Here is a 19,104-nt window from a genome sequence, read left to right as displayed (position 1 = left end):
TTATCGTTTTATGAATATCAGTATTGCTTGATATCAAACATTAAGATATTTTGGTACACCACATAATCCTTCTTACTTGTAAAAGGCCCTTTATTATGCTCATCATTGATTTCATAGAAGTTCATCCCAATTCCAAAACTTCTCTCTTTATACCAGTTTAGAAAATCGTTAATTTCTTTCATTGAAAGCAAATAATCCTTTTGCAACCCGTTTATCATGGTAATTGAAAGTATACCTTTTGTTACTTCTTCACCTGGCTTTGTTCCGTCCTGATCTTTCGGTTCTTCGGTTGTGCCATCACTAGGCTTTGTCCCGTCCTGATCTTTTGGTTCTTCAGTTGTGCCATCACTAGGCTTTGTCCCGTCCTGATCTTTCGGTTCTTCGGTTGTGCCGTCACCTGGCTTTGTCCCGTCCTGATCTTTTGGTTCTTCTGCTGTGCCATCACCTGGCTTTGTCCCGTCCTGATCTTTTGGTTCTTCTGCTGTGCCATCACCTGGCTTTGTCCCGTCCTGATCTTTCGGTTCTTCTGCTGTGCCATCACCTGGCTTTGTCCCGTCCTGATCTTTTGGTTCTTCTGCTGAACCATCGTCTGGCTTTGTTTCACCTTCAGCAATTTGCAAGTCTTTTAATGAGATAGAGATTACTGATTTGTAATCACTTTTAATCGATTTTGAATGATAATCTTGCTTGAAATTTCGTCCACCTATGATATATATGGTATCCTCAATCGTTACAGCACTTGAACCTACTCTAGCTTCAGGTAAATTGATCGAGCTTCTTTTCACAGAATTCGTTTTAGCATCATAAAACTGTGTGTATGGTGATAATAGACTGGATCTGTCGTCATACTGTCCTCCAGCCATAAACAATTTCCCCTGATATGTCGTAAATGCAGCCCCTAGTTGATAAAAATTTAACTTTGATTTCGTTTGTACCCATTGATTTGTTTCAATGTTATATTCATATACTTGGGCATTATGGAGATTACTAACTGTTCTTTCTCCACCTGTGGCATAAATCTTGTTGTTAATGACTTCTGACATAGACATACCAGTAAGTTGCTGAGGAAACATTTTTAATTGTTGCCATGTATCCGTTTTTGTATCATAACTATAAAAATTATGTTCTTGATAAGGACTTTTATTCGTTGCAAGAATATAAATCTTATCATTTACAACACTCGCGCTTATATCCCCTTTTGTCACAGCTAGGTTTGGTATATTAATTGGTGTTTCTGACCATGTATCGGATTCTACATCATAAATATCAATTGTTTTTGTGCTATCTTGATATGCTCCTCCAATGACATATATTTTTTTCCCTATCGCCACTGCCGCACTATCTGTTCTTTCTCTTGGCATTTCAGCTTTTGAACTCCACTCATTTTTGTCAGGATCATACATGTAGGTATTTTTATTACTATGTGATTTTTCACTACTTCCCCCAAAAACAAAAATCTTCCCATCTACTACTACGGAACTTGAATGAAGTCTCTCTTCCGGTAAATCCGCTCGCTTCGTCCAGCCATTTGCCTCAGCTGCATCAGCTTTTAACGGATGAATTGTGACCATCATAAAAATGGTCAAAAGCACTAGAAATAATCCTTTTTTCATCATTTTTTTCCTCCATATCTTAAATAGCCCTCCTCTTATCGACATATTTGTAATAAAATTTAATTTTTATCACTGTTTACTAGAATCAGCATTTCCTGTTATTTACCTTCACACATACATCACCGGCGTCGATATTTTAATAATCTTCCCGCCTCGACGATAAAATCTTGGGACGCGGCGGCTTAGGGTGGCGATGACTTCGTAGTTGATTGTATTGAGCATTTCAGCGATTTCATCGACAGAAATTTCTCCGCCCTTTTGACGTCCGTATATGACGACTTCCTCGCCTTGCTTTGCTTTCATTTCTCCTAAACTGATCATCGTCATATCCATTGTGACTCGGCCAGCAATCGGCATTCGTTCTCCGCGGAAAAGCATAAATCCCCGATTTGATAAAGCACGTGAGTACCCATCTGCGTAACCGATTGGTATGGTGGCAATAACTTCATCAGGCTTTGCTACATACGTTGCCCCATAGCTGACGGTCCTTGGCTTTGTGACCATTTCCTTCACGAACGCAATTCTCGCTTTTAAACTGAGAGCCGGCTCTAGCTGAACAGCGTCTAAGCTTTCAATGTATTGCGAGGGATACAGTCCATAAAGTCCGATGCCTAGCCGAATCATATCGGCGCTAAATTCAGGAAATGCGATAGCAGCCGCTGTATTGTTCATATGTACGGTCGGCAGCTTAATTCCTTGTTTTTTCAAAAAGCGAAGAAAATCAATAAAAATACTGTGCTGCAGCAGCGTGAAATCAGGGTCAGGCTCATCCGCAGTGGAGAAATGCGTAAAAATTCCGTTCCAGCTAAGGTTTTCACTCTTTTCTAGTGCCTCCACTACGCCTAAAAGCTCTTCCTTCCTTCGTACACCTAATCGTCCCATCCCTGTGTCGACATTGACATGAATCCCAAGACGGTGCTGACTTTCTTCTTCTGCTAAGATCTCATTTGCTTCAACAATCCAGTCTTCACGAAGGCCAGATAGATCAATTCTCCAGGCCGCAGCCCTTTTCACACAGTCGAGCGGCGTAAACCCAAGAACCAAAATCGGCGCTTCAATTTTTGCTCTTCGCAGCACAATGCCTTCCTCCAAGCTAGCAACTGCAAGCTCCGTCGCACCGCTTTCTAGTGCCTGCCGAGCTACCTCCACTGAGCCATGTCCATAAGCATTCGCCTTCACAACAGCCATGATCTTACTTTTCCTCGGAATATGCGCTTGAATGGCTTCGATATTTCTTTTAATCGCATCAAGATTGACTTCGATCCAGACTTCCCTGCATAGCTTTTTCATTTATTTTTCCTCCTCATCACATGAGCGTTCTTTCTATATCCATGTTCGCTTTTGTGTCTAGTCTATCTTTATTCATTTTTGAGAAAAACATTCAGCTACAATGACTGAACCTGCTTTGTCTTGTCTCACAAAAAAAAAGAAACCACATCAACTGTGATTTCTTCTCTATGTGCGATGATATTCAATTTCATCCGCCGATTTCATCATTGCATCCATATCATGATAAATCTCCTGCAAATTTTCCCGTTCAGCTAAGTATTGAGCATTGCTTTTATGAACAGGCACATCAAATTGCAAGAAGTTGATCGTGATCGTTGATGACTCTCGGTCATTCATTATTAATCTTAATTCAAGCGTTGAGACCTCTTCTTTATCATCTCTCTCAGCTGAAGCAATCGGCACCCCATCTTCTAACATCACAACTTGTTTCAAATCTTTCAAGTATAGCTCAGTGACTGCAAATCTATTTTTACTAGTTGACCCATCAGGCTGATGTTCAATAAAGCGCATTTTCTTTAACTCATCATCAATCGCAAATCCCTTATCAACTTGCTCTGAGAAGAAATAGGTAGATGCTCGAAACCCATCTTCGTGAAAAAGCATCATCATTTTATCCATTAATATGTTTGGATCATTCTGTTCTTTTCGCCTTTGTAATCTACCGGCAATGAATAAAATGACCATTCCTCCGATGATGCTAAGAGCCGTTACCAATCCATTCCCTACATCTACGAAAACAGTAAAACCTAAAATAGCAATCATAAAAGCAATGATAATGCCTATGATGAATATCACACAATGCTCCTCCTATCATGACCCTTCATGAATGGTTTAGCCATAGTATAGCATTTGAAGTAAGGTGATTTAAGAATATTTATATGAAGAAAACAGACCATAAAGATCTGTTTTCCCATTGAACTTCATTCAAGTGTTTAAAAGATAGGCAGTAAGAATTCACACACGCCTTCTTCTTCTCTATATCGTTCCATAATAGATGCCTGACGCATGTTCAATTGATTGTTTTGGATCATTTGAGGCAATTGGCTCCAAAACAAATTCACTTTTTCGGTTGTATGTGTCACTGTAAACACAGCATACTTTCCCCCTTCAAAATGTCCAGTCTGAACCATTTGACCTTTTGAGAAATCTCTATTTGTCATCAACATGAGGTCGTATCTGCATTTTTCTGATGAAATTTTTTCAGGATCATCTTGAGGAACACCATATATACCAAATTCCTTTAATTCATCAATTAATTGATGTTGATTGATCCATTTTTTAAATCTCTTCATCATCTCTACATTTTCTTTGCTGCCATATGGTCCTATATTTCTCATATACACCATTTTCATATTCGTTAACATTTCAATTTTGTAATTCATGATTTCCCTCCAACTCTTATTGGAAGATTGGCCAATCATTCCTTACATCCAACGGTAACATCCTTTAAAATATAATACAGCAGGTTATTAAAAATAATTGAATTATGTTGGAAAAATATTCACTGGAATTGCGATTTAGATCATAAATTAAGTCATCTCATCATCTCTTTAAATAGCATATCCCATTTTTAAAAATAAAAAAGAACGGTCTTTAGCCGCTCACTGGTTTATTGATTTTCCTTTGAAGATTTAGCAAAGAGAAGGGTAACAATCAAATAGATAATTGTTCCGAAAAACAGACCATTTAACAAGCTGATAAACAACATCTTACAAACCAGGCCAACATAATAAGACACTGGTGTCCCTGGAAACACAGCCATATTGAACAGACTAATCATAAAGGTTAAAGCAAAAAATATAATGAAAATCTTTCGAAATACTGTTGATTTTAACATTGTCATTTCACTTCCTCCTCAGTATGTTTTCTATGGAGAAAATATTCTTTGTTCATAGCGTATATTCCGTTTTATAGTAAAAAGCCCTTAAAGGGCTTTTTACTTAAGCAGTATAACCAATACTTGCAGTGTGACCTCTCCTAGCTTCATCATGACTTGCTGTCACTTCAGACGTAAAATAACCAACAACACTTATGACACTAATCATCACGAATACCACTGATAACGTTTTAAATTTCATACTGACAGTCCCCCCGCTTTACTTGAGTTTGGAAATAAAGAATCTTTTCATAGAAATGCATCGCGTTGTCTTTATCTCCCATTTCATTATAATATTTTGCAGCATCTTTTGCTAAATCTTCGAGGTCAGGATACATTGACTTTACTTCTAACAATTCCATTATTTTTTCCAACTGCTCAAAATTGTTGTCAATGTATAGAGATCTTAAAAACTTGAATATCAATAATAGAACATGGTCTTTCAGCTTTTCAGATAGTTCTATACCGTTATTTAATGCATATGTACCTAAGTCCTGTTCTTTCTTTTTGAAGTAGGCTTTTGACAACATAATGAGCGGATCTAAGATTCTATTTAAATGCTCGTATCCCTGCTCTTTAAATGCTCGAATTGAATCATTAAAATGAGTAATCGCTTGTGCTAATTCTTTGTTATGAAAATAACTCAACCCTAAATTATAAAGTGCTGATCCTTTTAATCGTTTTGTTGAGTTGTCGGCGGCTTTTTCTAGTGCGTGTTGAAAATGGGGTATCGCTTTTTCGGGGCAGCCCATATCGATATAGTTTAATCCAATCACAAAAGAACATTGAATTTCTCTCACTGTGTATGTATCTTTTTCTCTGTAACAGTCTATCGCCTGTGCAATATGGTGCATCGACATGTGGGTTTGTTTCATGTGGTAATAAATTTCTGCCATCTTGTAATTGAACTCGGCACGTTCAATATCGTCGCTGACAAGAGACAGCTTTTTTTCTGCCCGCTTATAGAAGGTAATCGCATTTAGGTATTCATAGTTTTCAAATTCATACATGCCGTAGAAAAAATTGAAATAATACTCGAGCAATCCTGTTAATTTCTCTTGATCCCTTTTGATCTTCAGTGCGAGTTCCCTAAAGTTCGCCCGCTCTTTCCCATTTTCTAAAGGATTCAAGTAATCAAGCATTAATTTATGTCTGAACTCCATAAGTGAGAAATACAATAATAAATCTTGATTTTCTTCCATATGATCAAGCATTGATTTGATTTCCTCTTTATATGCTTCGGCGTCTGGTACGTTAAATCGTTGAATGTGATAATACCATTCATTGATTTTCAAACCGACGTGAGAAGAAAGCACTTTCTCCATCAGCCCTTACCCCTTCCTCTATTTTCCCTATAATGACATATATTATCATTTCATAAATCGTCCGGCACCGAAAAGAAACCGCAAAAGAACAAAAAAAGCTTCTTTAAAGAAGACCTCTCCTCCTGTACTCTCTAATGATACATTCAGGTCTACATCTAGTATATCCTTCACGTCATACTTGTTTTAATCGTTTCCATTTACGAATTTGAGTACGGAAATTTTTAAAAGGGGCAACGGTATTCACATGAATAAATTTATAAACTGGCCAGACAGCCTTTGCTGTAGCGTCATCCGCCCATTTTCGTTGATGAGGTTCAAACACTTCATCTTCACTCATACGATCTAACATATTACAAATAGTTAAAACATTCTGTTTGAGCTGAGCTCTTAATGCGACAAGTGATTGACAAGCATACTTCTCATTAAAAAGAGAATATAATGCGCCAAGCTGATTCCATTTATAACCTTCTGCTGGCGTATGGACAACCCTTCCTTCAGTTTCGTCTTGCTCCCATTGAAGTAGCAGGGTAGTCCAGCCAACTTGATAGGCCAAATTTTCTGCAGGAGTTCGGCTTACATCCTCTATTTGATCATCTTTCATTTCTTCTGGGATCATATCGAATTCTTCATCGTATTGATTGTACGATTTCATGATTGCTTGCTTTAAAACATCTTTTGACTCATAGCTTGTCATATGACTCACCTCTAGTTTTTTTTGTGCAAATTTTTCTCGGAACATATCTTGCAAAAGTACAAAAAAGTAACTGTAGCTCATGATACTGAAATTATTCTTAATCGAGCGAAAAAGCAATAGCTCAATAAAGTAAAGCTATAAGAGCGGCTGCGAAAAAAGAAGACACTCTTTACGTTCCATCATAAACAAACACCCAGTATCTCTCCCCAGGCTCCCCTTCTTCTACAACAGCCTTCCAGCCTCTTTTTTGATAAAAAGATAAAGCCTTGTGATTGTCAGAGACACATTTGAGGGTGACCGGTGTTCCGAGGACTTTGATAGCATGTTTGAGCAGCAAATCACCAGCCCCTTGACCAGCAGCTTTTGGATGCACAAACAAGAGATGAATAAAACGATCTGGTACATAGAGCGAGATGAATCCAAGGATTTTGTTGTTTTTCTCAGCTAAGAAAATTTGCTCTTCCTGCGTATCTTGATCAAAGTCTTGCAGATTGATTTCTTCTGTATTAAGCCATTGAAAGCTCTGACGGCGGGATGCTAAATAGATTTGTCTTAATTGTGGATAATCTTCTATGCTTGCTTCTCTAATCAACATCGCATCATCCCCTATGTTTTTTATTTGAATGTTATGTCGCCTCTAGAATGTGTTTTGCCTGTGTTCTGCCTGCCAATAACAATTGATCACTGAACTGCGAATCATTGACAGCTCGTGCAAGAGCAATTGTACCAATCATGCTGCTTACTAGTGCGTAACTCTTAGAGAGATCTATGTTTCCAGCATCAGCTATAAACGCCATAAATCGTTTCAGTTCATCAGTATAAACTTTCCGTACCTCTTGCGATAATTGAGAAATCTCCCCTGCAAGCGCAGGCAGTATACAGCCGACCTCCGTCTGATCACGGTGAACGGAACTTAAATAGAATTCAATGATCGTCTGAATTCGAGGCTGATCTGCTTTCTTGTTTGCAACACTTTGCAGCAGCTTTATCGTATCAGTAATAGCAAAATGAAAAGCCTCTATCACCAACTGATCCTTGTTCTTAAAGTGAGCGTAAAACCCTCCATGAGTTAGGCCTGCCCCTTTCATAATGAATGGCAAACTGATATTACGAACGCCATTTGTTCGAAATGCTCGTGCAGCACTTGCAATGATTTGCTCTCTCACTTTTGACTTATGACCTTTCGGATAAGGCATCTTCTTTCTCCCCTCCTTCACTTTAACTCTTGCTAAGTGTGTTTATCAAAATATTATAATCATCATATTTTCGAGTGTCAATTGACTGAAATCCAACTTCCCTCACTTAGATGGGATTGACTTCATTAAAATATGATGGATATAATATATTATGATCATCATATTTTGAAGATGGAGGTGCAAGAAATGATTCATTTAGAAACAGTAGATACATTAGTGATCGGATCAGGTCCGGGAGGCTACGTGGCGGCATTACGTTCAGCTCACCTCGGCATGAAAACAGCGATTGTAGAGCGTGATCAATTAGGTGGAGTGTGTACCCATGTAGGCTGTATCCCATCTAAAGCACTGATAGCAGAAGCAGAGCGTTTCAAACTCCGCACACAATGGAGTGGTTTTCAAGAAGGCGGCTCTTTCAATGAAGCTCAAGCGTTCAAAAAAGCTGTTGTGGAAAAACAAGCTGGAGGCGTCCAATTTTTGCTAAAGTCAGCGGGAGTTACCATTCTGGAAGGCGAGGCAAGCTTAATCGATCAGCATACAGCGGTGATTCAACTTGCAGAAAATGGTGAAAAGCGAATCAACTTCAAACACCTAATACTAGCAACTGGTTCCCGTCCAATTGAAATGAGATCACTCCCTTTCGGGGATCGTATATTGTCTTCAACTGAAGCACTATCCCTTCCTAAAATTCCGAAAAGCCTTGTCGTAGTTGGGGGTGGTTATATTGGGGTTGAACTTGGACAGATGTTTGCAAGATTCGGGGCAAACGTCACCATTTTGGAAGGCGGCAATCAAGTATTGCCTGGCTTTGAAAGTGAACTTGTCTCACCTGTCGTTCGACAATTGAAAGAAGATAACATCACCCTGATTACAGGAGCAAATGTCACAGATGCCAAGCAGCATATAAACGGAATTGATCTTCATTATGAGAAACAGAAAGAAAGCTACACGGTGAAAGCGGAATATGCTCTGATTACTGTCGGAAGAAAACCAAATACAGATGGAACATTAGGTCTTGATTCTATCGGGGTGTCTATTACCCCTCACGGACTGATTGAAATTGATGAACAATGCAGAACATCCATTCCGCACATATATGCCATTGGTGATATCACCGAGGGTCCTGCTCTGGCTCATAAAGCTTCCTATGAAGCGAAGGTGGCAGCTGAAGCAATCGCTGGGAAACCTTCGATGATAGATTATAAAGCAATCCCACTTGTTGTGTTTTCCAGCCCAGAATTGACGAGTGTCGGACTGAGCGAAACAGATTGCAAGCAACAATCCATTCCGACTGTCATTGGAAAATCAATGTTCTCCATTAATGGTCGAGCGCTGGCACTAAAAGAACCAGAAGGATTTGTGAAGATTGTAGCCCATGCCGAATCTGGCCTTATTTTAGGAGCACAAATCGCAGGTACAGAAGCATCTACTCTTATATCAGAACTTTCTCTCTCTATTGAAGTTGGTGCTACAGTAGAAGATTTAACAATGACGATTCATCCTCATCCAACATTAGGTGAAATAATCATGGAAGCTGCAGAAATGGCCACCCGTAAAGTTGAAAAATATCTATCACGATAATTGTTTAATGTGTAGTTTCTACAATTGAGCAAAATAATCGCCATAGCCTATTTATTTAGGAATAGGCTATGGCGATGTCAAATGAGTATTGATATTAAAACGTCGGTCAATTGATCATTAATTGGATTCTACTTCGCGCTTTTTACCGAGATTCATAGATAACTGAACGCCAATCATCAGCATGACGATGACAAGCATTGCCACAATAGAAGCATAAAAATGTCCGCTTAGATCGAAAACTAAGCCAATGAAAAACGGACCGAATCCTCCCATGATATACCCGCCCATCTGCGACATGGCGGACCAAGTTCCGGCTTCCTCTGGAGTACGCGTCTCTATAATCGGTAGCATGAGCGCTAAAGGAAATAATCCACCTGCCCCCATACCTAGGAAAATGACAGCTGGCAAGATTGGCATTGGCAAAAGAAGAAAGATGAGACCAATCAGCTCAGACAGACTGCATAAGATGAGAAATAATTTCGGTTTTCCTAATCGAGTAACGACCGCTGGAACGAGTAGTGCCACCGGAATCTGAATGAGTGTAAATATGGTCAGCAGCATGGCAGCATATTGCGGACTGTTTCCGAAACTAAGAGCAATCGGTGAAATCCATGCCGTCAAAGAATAAAACATGCTGGACATAAAGCCAAAAAACAAGGTAAATTGAATCGCCTTTTTGTTTCGCAGCGGCAATTTTAGCGGCAAGGTAACAAAATCACTCTGCTCATTTTTGCGAGCAATACCTACCCAGAGAATAAGCGCGATCACCCCTAGAATAGCCCAGCAAGACAATGCAAACGGAAGATGGTGACTGCGTAGGTAAATCGGAATGGTGAAGCCGGAAGCAAGTGCTGCACCTATTGTCATCGAAATGGAATATACACTGACGATACCAGGATTTCTCAGGAAATACTTTTTAATAAAACTAGACAATAAAGGACCAGCGAAGCTAATCCCTACCCCTCCTGCAAATGCAGTCATGAGCAGGATAGCGACCGATTGGCTTGTACCCCGCAGCGCTGTAGCGATCGTGATGAGAAGAATCGAGAAAAAAAGCGTTCTCTCTAAACCAAATCGCCGGCTGAGTGTCGTCGCAACGGGAGCAAATACCCCCATACAAAGGACAGGTAAAGTGGTTAAAAGACTTGCTGTCAGTGCGTTCACACCAAGCTCTGATTGGATCATACTCATCATAGAAGCGACGGACGTAATGATTGGGCGCAAGTTTAATGCAGCTAAAAATAAAGCGGCTAAATAAAATATTTTTTTCATCAATGCACTTCTTCCTCTCTCAACTTGTTGAAGTTACTTTGAGTATAAATCCGCCGCATTCATTGATCAATACAATAATTCGTATTATGATGATAGTAAAAAACTATGATTAATGAAAGGATGACAAATGGATACTCGGCATATTACATATTTCATGGCAGTATTCGATCATTTACATTTCACAAAAGCTGCTGAGCAATTAGGGATATCACAGCCTACATTAAGCCAGCAGATTCGGCTGCTTGAAGCAGAAGTTGGGATGCCACTCTTTGATCGAATCGGCAAAAAAGTCGTTGCAACCGAAGCGGGTTCTCTTCTTTATCAATATGGGATGAAAATGCTTCAAGCTGAAAGAGATGCAAAAAATGCGATGAAAGAACTATTATCTGAAAAACGAGGAAACGTTCGACTTGCCGTTCTCCCCTCCGATCTTGACTTTCAGCTTGTTCCGCTTTTTGTAGAATTTAAAACACATTATCCCGAAACCAATTTGAAAGCATATTCAACGATCTTCGTTCGTGAAGAAGTACTGTCGCATAAAGTGGATCTTGGCATTGGGCTGCGAGGGCCTGCGGATAAGCGGCTCATTCAAATTCCACTTGGAAGTGAGCCCTACGAATTATTTGCTCATTCAGAAAGTGAACTAGCCCAAAAATGTGAAGTGACATTGGAAGAGCTGACGCAGCATGCTTTGGTCATGTATCCGAAGGGATATCTAGGAAGAGATTTAGTAGATGACGTATGTAAAGAACAGGGTGTTGAACTAGACACTGTCATGGAAGTTGGTTCCGCATCTTCATTATTGCAGCTGGTTGAAGCCGGCATCGGTGCAACCATTCAGCCGCGAGGATTGCTGCAACAACATGCGACATGGTCAAATATTGTGTCGATTCCTATTGCTGATCCGGCACCTGTTCGTCACTTAGAATTAACTTATTATGCAGATCGATTTGTCAGTAAAGCACAGCAGCAGCTATCTGAATGGTTAATTGACTTTTTTAAATCAAAAACAAATGAAAAATGAGGATAAAACATGAAGAATGCAAACAGCGTATTTACAAGAACAAACCGGATAGTAATTCGTCAATTTGATCTACAAGATATTGAGGCATTTTATCAGTATCGAGCAACCCCCTCTATTGCAACCTATCAATCCTGGGAAAACTATACGTATGAACAAGCTGAATCATTTGTTTAGCAACAAATGACGCAAACACCTAATCAACCAGGGACATGGTTTCAATACGCCATTGCCTTTTCTGAATCCAATCAACTGATAGGAGATTGCGCCATTCATACACTTGACAGTGAGCCTAGAATCGTCGAAATCGGATTTACACTCGCACCTGAATTTCAAGGAAAAGGCTATATTCACGAAGCCTTGAGTTCAATGATCGAATATATTTTCACTACACTGAACAAGCATAAAATCATTGCCTATACTGATGTGCGCAATGAAAAATCCATTCGAGTGCTGGAACGTTTAGACATGAGACGCGAAGGACATTTGCTTCAAAATGATATGTCAAAAGGACATTGGGTTGATGAATATCAATATGCGATTCTTCAATCGGAGTGGGCCGCTTAAGCGGCATTAAAAGACGCTCTTGATAAACCTTCTATATACATATAGAACTTTTCTATAACGCTCAGCATGCTTTCTTTTTTTATAATAAAAAAAAAGAAATGTGGTGGCGTATATGTCTACAACGATCGGAATCATGGGCGGGATGGGTCCTTTAGCAACGGTTGATCTGATGAAAAAAATCATTTCACATACTCCAGCGATAAAAGATCAGGATCATCTTCATGTGATTGCTGATAATTATCCCCAAATTCCTGATAGAACCAATGCCATATTTGGGAAAGGCGAAGATCCTACAGAATATATGATTGCATCAGCTAAAAGATTAGAACGCGCAGGAGCGGACTTTATTCTGATTGCATGCAATACCGCTCACTTCTTTTTAGAAAACGTACAACAATCCACTCATATCCCTATCATGAATATGCCATTAGAAACCGCAAATTACCTAAACAAACATCACTATACGTCTGTGGGCTTACTATGTACTGATGGCACATTAAAAACCAAGCTCTACCAAAAAGCTTGTGCTCATCACAAGATTGACGTCATGATCCCAAGTGAAGAGCTTCAGAAAAATGTCATGAATGGGATATATGCAGTGAAAGCAGGGAAATTGAGCAAAGGCGAAAGTGAACTGGCATTAGCTTCAGAAATTTTAATCAACCAAGGAGCCGAAGCCATCATTGCCGGCTGTACAGAAATTCCTTTAGTTCTAAGGCCAACCAAAGCTGTGAAAGTGATTGACCCTACTGTCATTTTGGCGAAAGAAGCTGTAAAATTGGTGTATGAGCTTGAAAAGCTAAACATTTAAAGAACGTCATATAAGGGGATAACATGAATATTGAGAATATAGAAGCGTTTATTTATGTATGCCAGCTAGGCAGTATCAATAAAGCTGCAGAAGCACTCTATTTAACCCAGCCTTCTGTTTCGGCACGTATTCAATCGTTAGAAAAGGAATTAGACCTGAAATTATTTGATAGACAGAGAAATAAATTATCTTTGACGGAAAAAGGTGAACAGTTTTACCCGCATGCCAAAAAGATTCTCCATTCTTATCAAGAAGCAAAGCATAGTCTCAAACAAACGATGATCCCTTATGAATTGACAATTGGATGCGCATCCTCTATTTCCAATAATCTATTGCCTAACATATTGCCCGCCCTAAAAGAAAAATACGAAAACCTGAAAGTGAAAATTGTAACAGGACATTCAAAGGATGTTGTCCAAAAAGTGATTAACAACCATGTAGACTTTGGCATTGTCAGAACTGAAACACATCCTCAAATTGAATCGCTCCCAATTTTCAGCGATCCAATTGGGCTGTTCGTCCCAACTCATCACCCGCTTGCCAGCCTTGACAATATCAATATGAAAGAACTAGAAGAACAGCCTTTTATTTTCTTTGACTATGGGTCATTTGATTGGTTGATGCTTCACCGATTATTTCAAAAAAACAACATCACACCGAACATTTCCATTGAGGTTGATCATATGGAAACCGCAAAGAACTTAGTTCTGCAAGGAATGGGACTATCGTTTCTACCTCATCATTGTGTGAGAAATGAGGTAGAACAAGGTACCTTAAAACAAATTTCAATCGATCCATCCATCAATTTCAACATCAATATCGAGTTCATTTATAAAAAAGGAAAATCAAAATCCGTTTTCATTGATCAACTCAAACAGTTTTTTCATGATTTAGATTAAAAAAAGCCCTTTTTAGGGGCTTTTTTTGGATTCATTCTGATTGATTAGCTTTCGTTTGCTAACATATACGCTGCAGTTTCATGCATATCTTTTAATCCTGATCTCTGAGCGTACTCGGCCACAGTGATCGCACTTGTAGTCAGAAGTTCTATTATATGTTCATCCATTCCCGGCCAAGTTCTTCCGCCTGCTTTTTCATACGCATGGATAAGTTTTATTAATCCTTCTTTCCCAAACAGAAGTTGATGTGACAAAAAGTCTGCAGATACATCACCAATCCCCAGTTCAGACCAATCAATCACACCCTTAACACATTGATTTTCATCAATCAGAATGTGGCCAGGATGTAAATCTCCATGCTTCACCCCCACGAAAGGCGGCCATAAAGAATCTTTTGCTAGCCATTCTTGCCAGCGCTCCCATAAACCGCTGTTAATGGTGTATTGCGATTTGACACGTTCCATTCGCTGTTTCATTGATTCTCTTAATTCATGAGCACTGAGCATCTCCACACCGATCGTTTTAAAAGGCTGTTGATCTAAGGAATGTATATTCGCTAGAACGCTTCCTAATGATTCATAATAAGCTTGCGGTACATTCGTTGGGTCAAAACTCCACACATAAGATTGCTGTTCCACATCAATACTAGCCGCCGGTATCCCCTCTAATTGTTTATAAGCAATTAGACTTTCTGTAAAAATAGACCAATTAGGGACCTGAAAGTAAACCTGCTTACTCATATGATCTAATGTCTTTTTTTCTTGTAAAGTATGTTTCATTGATTCAGGTCTGCGAGGCATTCTTAATATCCATTGATCACCATGTATATCTTCGACGTGTGCGACACGGAAATCCACACCTGATTCATTTATTTTGATGGTATTCTCTAAAATCTCTAATCCGTGATGTTTGGCTAACTGCTTTAATTCCAGTCTATTCATATCCATTCCTCCAATTGCTCATTTAGTCATGATCAATAGGCATCAAGAATATCATCACAAAACCCACAAACAGGCTACTTTCTGTGGTCAGAGTAAACAAAGCTAGACTTATAATTTTCTTTGCATCATAAAAAACATACAAAAAAAAGACAGAACGATTAACTGCCTCTTTTCTAGTGAAATTGCATACTTTCCCGCTGAAGATCATTAAAAATGTGCAGACTACCCCGTTTACTCCGTTTTGATGAAAACAGAGCCTTTGAACATATGAAATTACTAATTGTTCAAAGTTTGTTGGCGTAATCTTCCTGCATGCATCATCTTTAACCATCCTCCTCTTTGTCATATAAAGTTACTATACTTTATTTAAATATGACTTTCAATAAGATGACAAAATAAAGGATTTAAAACAACCATATATTTCATTAAATTACATAAAATGATAATTGTGTTTATTCATGTTATGATATGGTTATTAATTCTTTTGTCTAATAATTTATGAAACTCAAATGTAGCTAAGTCATTTAAAGGGAGAATTGGTATGACTCATTTAGAATTCGCATTCGGCTTGCTTCCAGTCAGTATGATCATCGCTTCTTTTATCGTCACATTGATTGTACAAAAGATTTATTTCATGCCAGTTGTGAGCTTTATCATTTTACTCATCCTGACATTTACACTTTTTAATGTCTCTTTCTTAGGCTGGGTAGTTGTCTACACTTTAGGCTCAATCATTGCTTCATATTTAGCGTTATTCATCATGAAAATTTTAAATAAAAAGAGGTCTTAAATACATTTAAAAAGCCCTTTACAGGGGCTTTTCTTCTTTCACTATCGTTTTTCCACTGGATAAATGTCTTCTCCCAAAAAAGCGGTATTAGGATCTCCACTCTTTTCTAAAAACTCAGCCATTTCTTGCAGCTCTTGATTGATACGGTTATTTCTTGGCATATCCGGGTTTAACAGAAGGATGGAGTGAATCGTTGTGGCTGTTTCATACAAAACATGTTGATCGTTTATCTGTTGGATGCATAGTTTCATACGATTGAAAAACCATTCGATCTCTTCTGTTTCTTCCATCGGATAATGTGCCATTTTGAATAGATTCTGCTGACGAAGGTCCTGCCTCTCAAATATGTGTTCAAGCTCTTCTTTACTGACATATAAATCAGAATCTTCCTCCTTAATCTCTACTACTTCGACCATCGCATCTTCAGCTGTATATAACTTCTCAATAAAATCATCGAAAGTTTCTGCCAGCTTAAAATCTACTTCCAGCTCTAAATCAAAATAGTGAATAGAAGGATGTTCCTTCGTTTCTCGATAATCCATGGCGATCCATGTATCTTCTTCTCCGCTGATGATCACAAGTCCCTCAGGCAGATCCAATTCATTACTTAACCGAAGACTATTCATGTTGCCATCATCTTTGGCGATTCCTCTTAAATGGTCAAATTGAACATGATCCTCAGCCCATGAATTCGGCTGTTCGGTTGGAAAAGCATTACGAACTGTAAACCCGCCATTCCATTCTAAAATGAGCTTTTTGTATGTATCAGGTAAAATGACTCCAAGTGTACCCTCTGCTTCATGAATTTGTTCCTCATCTATCTTTTTTAACGTAAAAGGACTCTCTTCCTCTTTCTCCCAGAATGATTTCAAAGTGGGTGCCTCCTCGTATCTATTGAGATAAGTATAACATTGACCAACTGTTCATTTGCTCATTCTACTTCATAAAAAAACAGACTCTTAAAGTCTGTTTTAATCTTGTCTATACGTTTTCAGAGGTTGTATTTCGATCAATCATAGTCGTGTTTCGATTTGATTTTTGTTCCTCCATTGTTGTATTCCGAATTGATTTTGTTTCAATGATTTTTAAAGTTTCTGCTGTTGAAACACTTAACAATACAATGGATAAAATGATTAGTAATTTTTTAATAATCATACAGACACTCTCCTTTTTGAATATCATTTTGAGCCTTAAGAGCCTTTCTATAATATTCGGTAGCTTTTTCAAAGTCCCCTTTTTTTTCATAAAATAACCCGACACTTTGAGCAAATGCTTCCACATAGACATGTAGTTTCTTTTCTTCAAAAATATCAAACACTTCTTTCAAAGCTTGTTCATCAGTATCCATATAAATAGCTTTTAATGCTTTAAATAACAAGACACTTAGCGAATCATTTACCTTTGAGGAATATATAAGTCCATCTTCAACGAGCAGATCCGCTTCATCAGTTTGATTAGACTTGTACAGCGACCAACACAAACTAAATAGAGTGATTGGCTTTATGTCACTTTTTTCCGAAGAAATGACATCTAACACTTCTTTATAATGCTTTATTGCCTCTGTATACTTTGATTGCCTATCATATGTATTACCAATATTTAATAATGTTTTTGCTACTAAACGTTGATCGTTTGCGCCCACAGCAATTGAATAAGCAGTCTTTAAATGTTGCAACGACTTTTCATATCTCATGAAATCATCATAATTTCCTGCTATGACAATTAGACTTTGAATTTGACGAACTCTATACTGTTCATGTTCTTTATAAATATCTAGTGCCTTTATGATGTGATGCATAGACACATGCGTTTGCTTCATAATATAGTAGGCCTCAGCCACCTTGAAATGAAACTCCGCTTGCTCAATATCATCGACAACCAATGCTAGCTGCCTCTCAGCGATCTTGTAATATTGAATGGCCTGTATGTATTCTTTCTTACTAAATTCATGCATTCCTCTAAAAAAGGCATTGTAATATTGCAACATACCGGAAAGTTGATGATTAGAATTCTCAATTTTATCAACCAAATCAGAAACAGAAGGTGATCTTTTTTCTGAAGGCTTGATATAATCAAGCATAAGCTGATGTCGAAAGCACATCAGTTGATAATAAATGAGTAAATCTTGATCTTCTTCCATCCGTTCAATTTCTTGTTCTACCTCAGCTTTCAAAATCTCTGCATCTGGAACGCTGAATTGCCGAATCATTTTATACCATTCATTTATTTTCACACCTACATGTGAAGAAAGAACTTTCTCCATCCCTTATTCCCCTTCCACCAAAATCCCTTATATGACATTTATTATCACATACAGTAATTTACAAAGCACCGAAAAGAAACCGCAAAAAGAACGATTGTTACATCAATAAACCTTTGACACAATTCATGATCATCACAAAACAAAAAGGCAGACTCATTTCAGTCTGCCTTCATCTTCTAGATTTCCATGAGAACACCTTTTGTCTTCAGGTAATATGCAATGAATCATTTAACCACACTTCACAATGTTCAAGAAGCCACCTCAAATATTCCACATATTGACCCACGTGATAGCCATCACAAACAGCATGATGTACTTGTATGGCAACGGGCAAAATGATTTTTCCTTCTTCCACCTTAAATTTGCCTATCGTAAATATTGGCAGTAAATAAGCTTCATCTGTAGATACAGTAAGGTTAAAAGAAGTAAAATCTATCCACGGTAGACTTGAAATATTGAACATGTTTTCTGGCATATGAGGTTTCGGAAATAGGCTGCTGCTTTTGCTATATGTTTCAATGTCGGCTACACAGCTTTTATAAAACTGAGCAAAGTTTTCATCATAAGGCGTCCAAATACTTGAAAACGTCTTTGTTTCTTTATTTAGAATTGTATAACTAGGATGGAGAATCTCCCAGTAACCAAGCTCATCGTTCACTTGATCCATCCGAAACTCAGGAATTTTTTGCACAGCTCTTGCTAACAAATAAATTTGCACAGGATATACTTTTAGCTTTTTTTCTTTTAATATTGCATGTAATTTCGTGATGTCTAGATTGACCACCAAGCTATATGAGCATCGGGTTAATGTCATATAATGATGAAAGTGCTCTTTTCGCGGGTAATTTTCGTCTATTTGTTGAAACATTTTTTATCTCCTCCTGAATTTGATTTACTGTATTCAGGAGGAAACTTTATCTGTTTTCACCACCACAATCATCCTTTCAAAAGATATGTCATGTTTC

20 protein-coding genes and 1 pseudogene are annotated in these 19,104 nt (G+C 38.3%); 6 read left to right on the top strand and 15 right to left on the bottom strand.

Annotated elements, in window-relative coordinates; all coding sequences use genetic code 11:
* Window positions 1–17: 17 nt before the first annotated feature.
* The 9 genes from MHH68_RS06090 to MHH68_RS06050 form a co-directional block, all read right to left on the bottom strand.
* Entirely contained in the window at window positions 18–1,613 is a 1,596-nt protein-coding gene (locus MHH68_RS06090) for a kelch repeat-containing protein (protein ID WP_339165556.1), read from the bottom strand.
* Between the two features lie 108 nt (window positions 1,614–1,721).
* Complete coding sequence (gene alr / locus MHH68_RS06085) at window positions 1,722–2,903, bottom strand: alanine racemase (protein ID WP_339165554.1); 1,182 nt, start codon at window positions 2,901–2,903, stop codon at window positions 1,722–1,724.
* Between the two features lie 165 nt (window positions 2,904–3,068).
* The gene (locus MHH68_RS06080; protein WP_339165553.1) at window positions 3,069–3,698 is read right to left on the bottom strand and encodes a hypothetical protein; all 630 of its coding nucleotides are present in this window, start codon (window positions 3,696–3,698) and stop codon (window positions 3,069–3,071) included.
* Window positions 3,699–3,835: 137 nt separating this feature from the next.
* Window positions 3,836–4,285: a GyrI-like domain-containing protein gene (locus MHH68_RS06075; RefSeq protein ID WP_144462280.1), complete on the bottom strand. Its 450-nt coding sequence runs from the start codon at window positions 4,283–4,285 to the stop codon at window positions 3,836–3,838.
* Window positions 4,286–4,512: 227 nt separating this feature from the next.
* Window positions 4,513–4,746 carry a hypothetical protein gene (locus tag MHH68_RS06070; RefSeq protein WP_041815429.1) on the bottom strand — a complete coding sequence of 78 codons (234 nt, stop codon included), beginning with the start codon at window positions 4,744–4,746 and terminating at the stop codon, window positions 4,513–4,515.
* 224 nt (window positions 4,747–4,970) lie between these two features.
* Window positions 4,971–6,104 (bottom strand): Rap family tetratricopeptide repeat protein, encoded by a 1,134-nt coding sequence (locus tag MHH68_RS06065; RefSeq protein ID WP_058014243.1) that lies wholly within the window; start codon window positions 6,102–6,104, stop codon window positions 4,971–4,973.
* A gap of 172 nt (window positions 6,105–6,276) precedes the next feature.
* Entirely contained in the window at window positions 6,277–6,798 is a 522-nt protein-coding gene (locus MHH68_RS06060; RefSeq protein WP_339165550.1) for a ClbS/DfsB family four-helix bundle protein, read from the bottom strand.
* Window positions 6,799–6,967: 169 nt separating this feature from the next.
* Window positions 6,968–7,393, bottom strand: coding sequence for a GNAT family N-acetyltransferase (locus tag MHH68_RS06055; RefSeq protein ID WP_339165548.1), 426 nt, complete (start codon window positions 7,391–7,393; stop codon window positions 6,968–6,970).
* A 31-nt stretch (window positions 7,394–7,424) separates the two neighbouring features.
* On the bottom strand, window positions 7,425–7,994 hold the full coding sequence (locus MHH68_RS06050; RefSeq protein ID WP_339165546.1) for a TetR/AcrR family transcriptional regulator: 570 nt from the start codon (window positions 7,992–7,994) through the stop codon (window positions 7,425–7,427).
* A 186-nt stretch (window positions 7,995–8,180) separates the two neighbouring features.
* Here MHH68_RS06050 and lpdA point away from each other — a divergent pair, with 186 nt between their 5' ends.
* Complete coding sequence (gene lpdA, locus MHH68_RS06045; RefSeq protein WP_339165544.1) at window positions 8,181–9,575, top strand: dihydrolipoyl dehydrogenase; 1,395 nt, start codon at window positions 8,181–8,183, stop codon at window positions 9,573–9,575.
* Between the two features lie 117 nt (window positions 9,576–9,692).
* Here the strand turns inward: lpdA and MHH68_RS06040 are convergent, their stop codons facing one another.
* Complete coding sequence (locus tag MHH68_RS06040; RefSeq protein WP_339165542.1) at window positions 9,693–10,847, bottom strand: MFS transporter; 1,155 nt, start codon at window positions 10,845–10,847, stop codon at window positions 9,693–9,695.
* Window positions 10,848–10,974: 127 nt separating this feature from the next.
* On the opposite strand from MHH68_RS06040, the gene MHH68_RS06035 reads away from it, so the two are divergent.
* From MHH68_RS06035 to MHH68_RS06020, 4 genes and pseudogenes are all read left to right on the top strand, one after another.
* Complete coding sequence (locus MHH68_RS06035) at window positions 10,975–11,871, top strand: LysR family transcriptional regulator (RefSeq protein ID WP_339165540.1); 897 nt, start codon at window positions 10,975–10,977, stop codon at window positions 11,869–11,871.
* 9 nt (window positions 11,872–11,880) lie between these two features.
* Window positions 11,881–12,435: pseudogene (locus MHH68_RS06030) on the top strand (GNAT family protein).
* 112 nt (window positions 12,436–12,547) lie between these two features.
* Window positions 12,548–13,246: an amino acid racemase gene (locus MHH68_RS06025; protein WP_268498070.1), complete on the top strand. Its 699-nt coding sequence runs from the start codon at window positions 12,548–12,550 to the stop codon at window positions 13,244–13,246.
* A 23-nt stretch (window positions 13,247–13,269) separates the two neighbouring features.
* Window positions 13,270–14,145, top strand: a complete 876-nt coding sequence (locus MHH68_RS06020; protein ID WP_268498071.1) for a LysR family transcriptional regulator — start codon at window positions 13,270–13,272, stop codon at window positions 14,143–14,145.
* A 44-nt stretch (window positions 14,146–14,189) separates the two neighbouring features.
* Here MHH68_RS06020 and MHH68_RS06015 read toward each other — a convergent pair whose 3' ends face one another.
* Entirely contained in the window at window positions 14,190–15,086 is an 897-nt protein-coding gene (locus MHH68_RS06015) for a macrolide 2'-phosphotransferase (protein ID WP_058014252.1), read from the bottom strand.
* A gap of 541 nt (window positions 15,087–15,627) precedes the next feature.
* On the opposite strand from MHH68_RS06015, the gene MHH68_RS06010 reads away from it, so the two are divergent.
* Window positions 15,628–15,876, top strand: a complete 249-nt coding sequence (locus MHH68_RS06010; protein ID WP_058014254.1) for a DUF2651 family protein — start codon at window positions 15,628–15,630, stop codon at window positions 15,874–15,876.
* 41 nt (window positions 15,877–15,917) lie between these two features.
* Here the strand turns inward: MHH68_RS06010 and MHH68_RS06005 are convergent, their stop codons facing one another.
* The 4 genes from MHH68_RS06005 to catA all read right to left on the bottom strand — a co-directional run bounded on the left by MHH68_RS06005 (window position 15,918) and on the right by catA (window position 19,007).
* Window positions 15,918–16,748, bottom strand: a complete 831-nt coding sequence (locus MHH68_RS06005) for an SMI1/KNR4 family protein (protein WP_061407402.1) — start codon at window positions 16,746–16,748, stop codon at window positions 15,918–15,920.
* 109 nt (window positions 16,749–16,857) lie between these two features.
* Window positions 16,858–17,031 (bottom strand): hypothetical protein, encoded by a 174-nt coding sequence (locus MHH68_RS06000; RefSeq protein ID WP_012009624.1) that lies wholly within the window; start codon window positions 17,029–17,031, stop codon window positions 16,858–16,860.
* Window positions 17,021–18,139 (bottom strand): Rap family tetratricopeptide repeat protein, encoded by a 1,119-nt coding sequence (locus tag MHH68_RS05995; protein WP_061407399.1) that lies wholly within the window; start codon window positions 18,137–18,139, stop codon window positions 17,021–17,023. The genes MHH68_RS06000 and MHH68_RS05995 overlap by 11 nt, the downstream gene beginning before the upstream one ends.
* Window positions 18,140–18,344: 205 nt before the next feature.
* The gene (catA, locus tag MHH68_RS05990; RefSeq protein WP_339165536.1) at window positions 18,345–19,007 is read right to left on the bottom strand and encodes a type A chloramphenicol O-acetyltransferase; all 663 of its coding nucleotides are present in this window, start codon (window positions 19,005–19,007) and stop codon (window positions 18,345–18,347) included.
* Between the last annotated feature and the right edge of the window lie 97 nt (window positions 19,008–19,104).

The sequence above is a fragment of the Bacillus sp. FSL K6-2841 genome (assembly GCF_037976435.1).
Classification (GTDB): Bacteria; Bacillota; Bacilli; order Bacillales; family Bacillaceae; genus Bacillus; species Bacillus pumilus.
Note: the sequence above shows the minus strand (reverse complement) of the source record. Positions and strands in the feature narration are given on the sequence as shown.

What these genes read in the sequence shown, in the direction of transcription:
- MHH68_RS06090 (WP_339165556.1), bottom strand. Translation starts at nt 1,613, where the DNA reads ATGAAAAAAGGATTATTTCTAGTGCTTTTGACCATTTTTATGATGGTC.
- alr (WP_339165554.1), bottom strand. Translation starts at nt 2,903, where the DNA reads ATGAAAAAGCTATGCAGGGAAGTCTGGATCGAAGTCAATCTTGATGCG.
- MHH68_RS06075 (WP_144462280.1), bottom strand. Translation starts at nt 4,285, where the DNA reads ATGAATTACAAAATTGAAATGTTAACGAATATGAAAATGGTGTATATG.
- MHH68_RS06070 (WP_041815429.1), bottom strand. Translation starts at nt 4,746, where the DNA reads ATGACAATGTTAAAATCAACAGTATTTCGAAAGATTTTCATTATATTT.
- MHH68_RS06065 (WP_058014243.1), bottom strand. Translation starts at nt 6,104, where the DNA reads ATGGAGAAAGTGCTTTCTTCTCACGTCGGTTTGAAAATCAATGAATGG.
- MHH68_RS06060 (WP_339165550.1), bottom strand. Translation starts at nt 6,798, where the DNA reads ATGACAAGCTATGAGTCAAAAGATGTTTTAAAGCAAGCAATCATGAAA.
- MHH68_RS06055 (WP_339165548.1), bottom strand. Translation starts at nt 7,393, where the DNA reads ATGTTGATTAGAGAAGCAAGCATAGAAGATTATCCACAATTAAGACAA.
- MHH68_RS06050 (WP_339165546.1), bottom strand. Translation starts at nt 7,994, where the DNA reads ATGCCTTATCCGAAAGGTCATAAGTCAAAAGTGAGAGAGCAAATCATT.
- lpdA (WP_339165544.1), top strand. Translation starts at nt 8,181, where the DNA reads ATGATTCATTTAGAAACAGTAGATACATTAGTGATCGGATCAGGTCCG.
- MHH68_RS06040 (WP_339165542.1), bottom strand. Translation starts at nt 10,847, where the DNA reads ATGAAAAAAATATTTTATTTAGCCGCTTTATTTTTAGCTGCATTAAAC.
- MHH68_RS06035 (WP_339165540.1), top strand. Translation starts at nt 10,975, where the DNA reads ATGGATACTCGGCATATTACATATTTCATGGCAGTATTCGATCATTTA.
- MHH68_RS06025 (WP_268498070.1), top strand. Translation starts at nt 12,548, where the DNA reads ATGTCTACAACGATCGGAATCATGGGCGGGATGGGTCCTTTAGCAACG.
- MHH68_RS06020 (WP_268498071.1), top strand. Translation starts at nt 13,270, where the DNA reads ATGAATATTGAGAATATAGAAGCGTTTATTTATGTATGCCAGCTAGGC.
- MHH68_RS06015 (WP_058014252.1), bottom strand. Translation starts at nt 15,086, where the DNA reads ATGAATAGACTGGAATTAAAGCAGTTAGCCAAACATCACGGATTAGAG.
- MHH68_RS06010 (WP_058014254.1), top strand. Translation starts at nt 15,628, where the DNA reads ATGACTCATTTAGAATTCGCATTCGGCTTGCTTCCAGTCAGTATGATC.
- MHH68_RS06000 (WP_012009624.1), bottom strand. Translation starts at nt 17,031, where the DNA reads ATGATTATTAAAAAATTACTAATCATTTTATCCATTGTATTGTTAAGT.
- MHH68_RS05995 (WP_061407399.1), bottom strand. Translation starts at nt 18,139, where the DNA reads ATGGAGAAAGTTCTTTCTTCACATGTAGGTGTGAAAATAAATGAATGG.
- catA (WP_339165536.1), bottom strand. Translation starts at nt 19,007, where the DNA reads ATGTTTCAACAAATAGACGAAAATTACCCGCGAAAAGAGCACTTTCAT.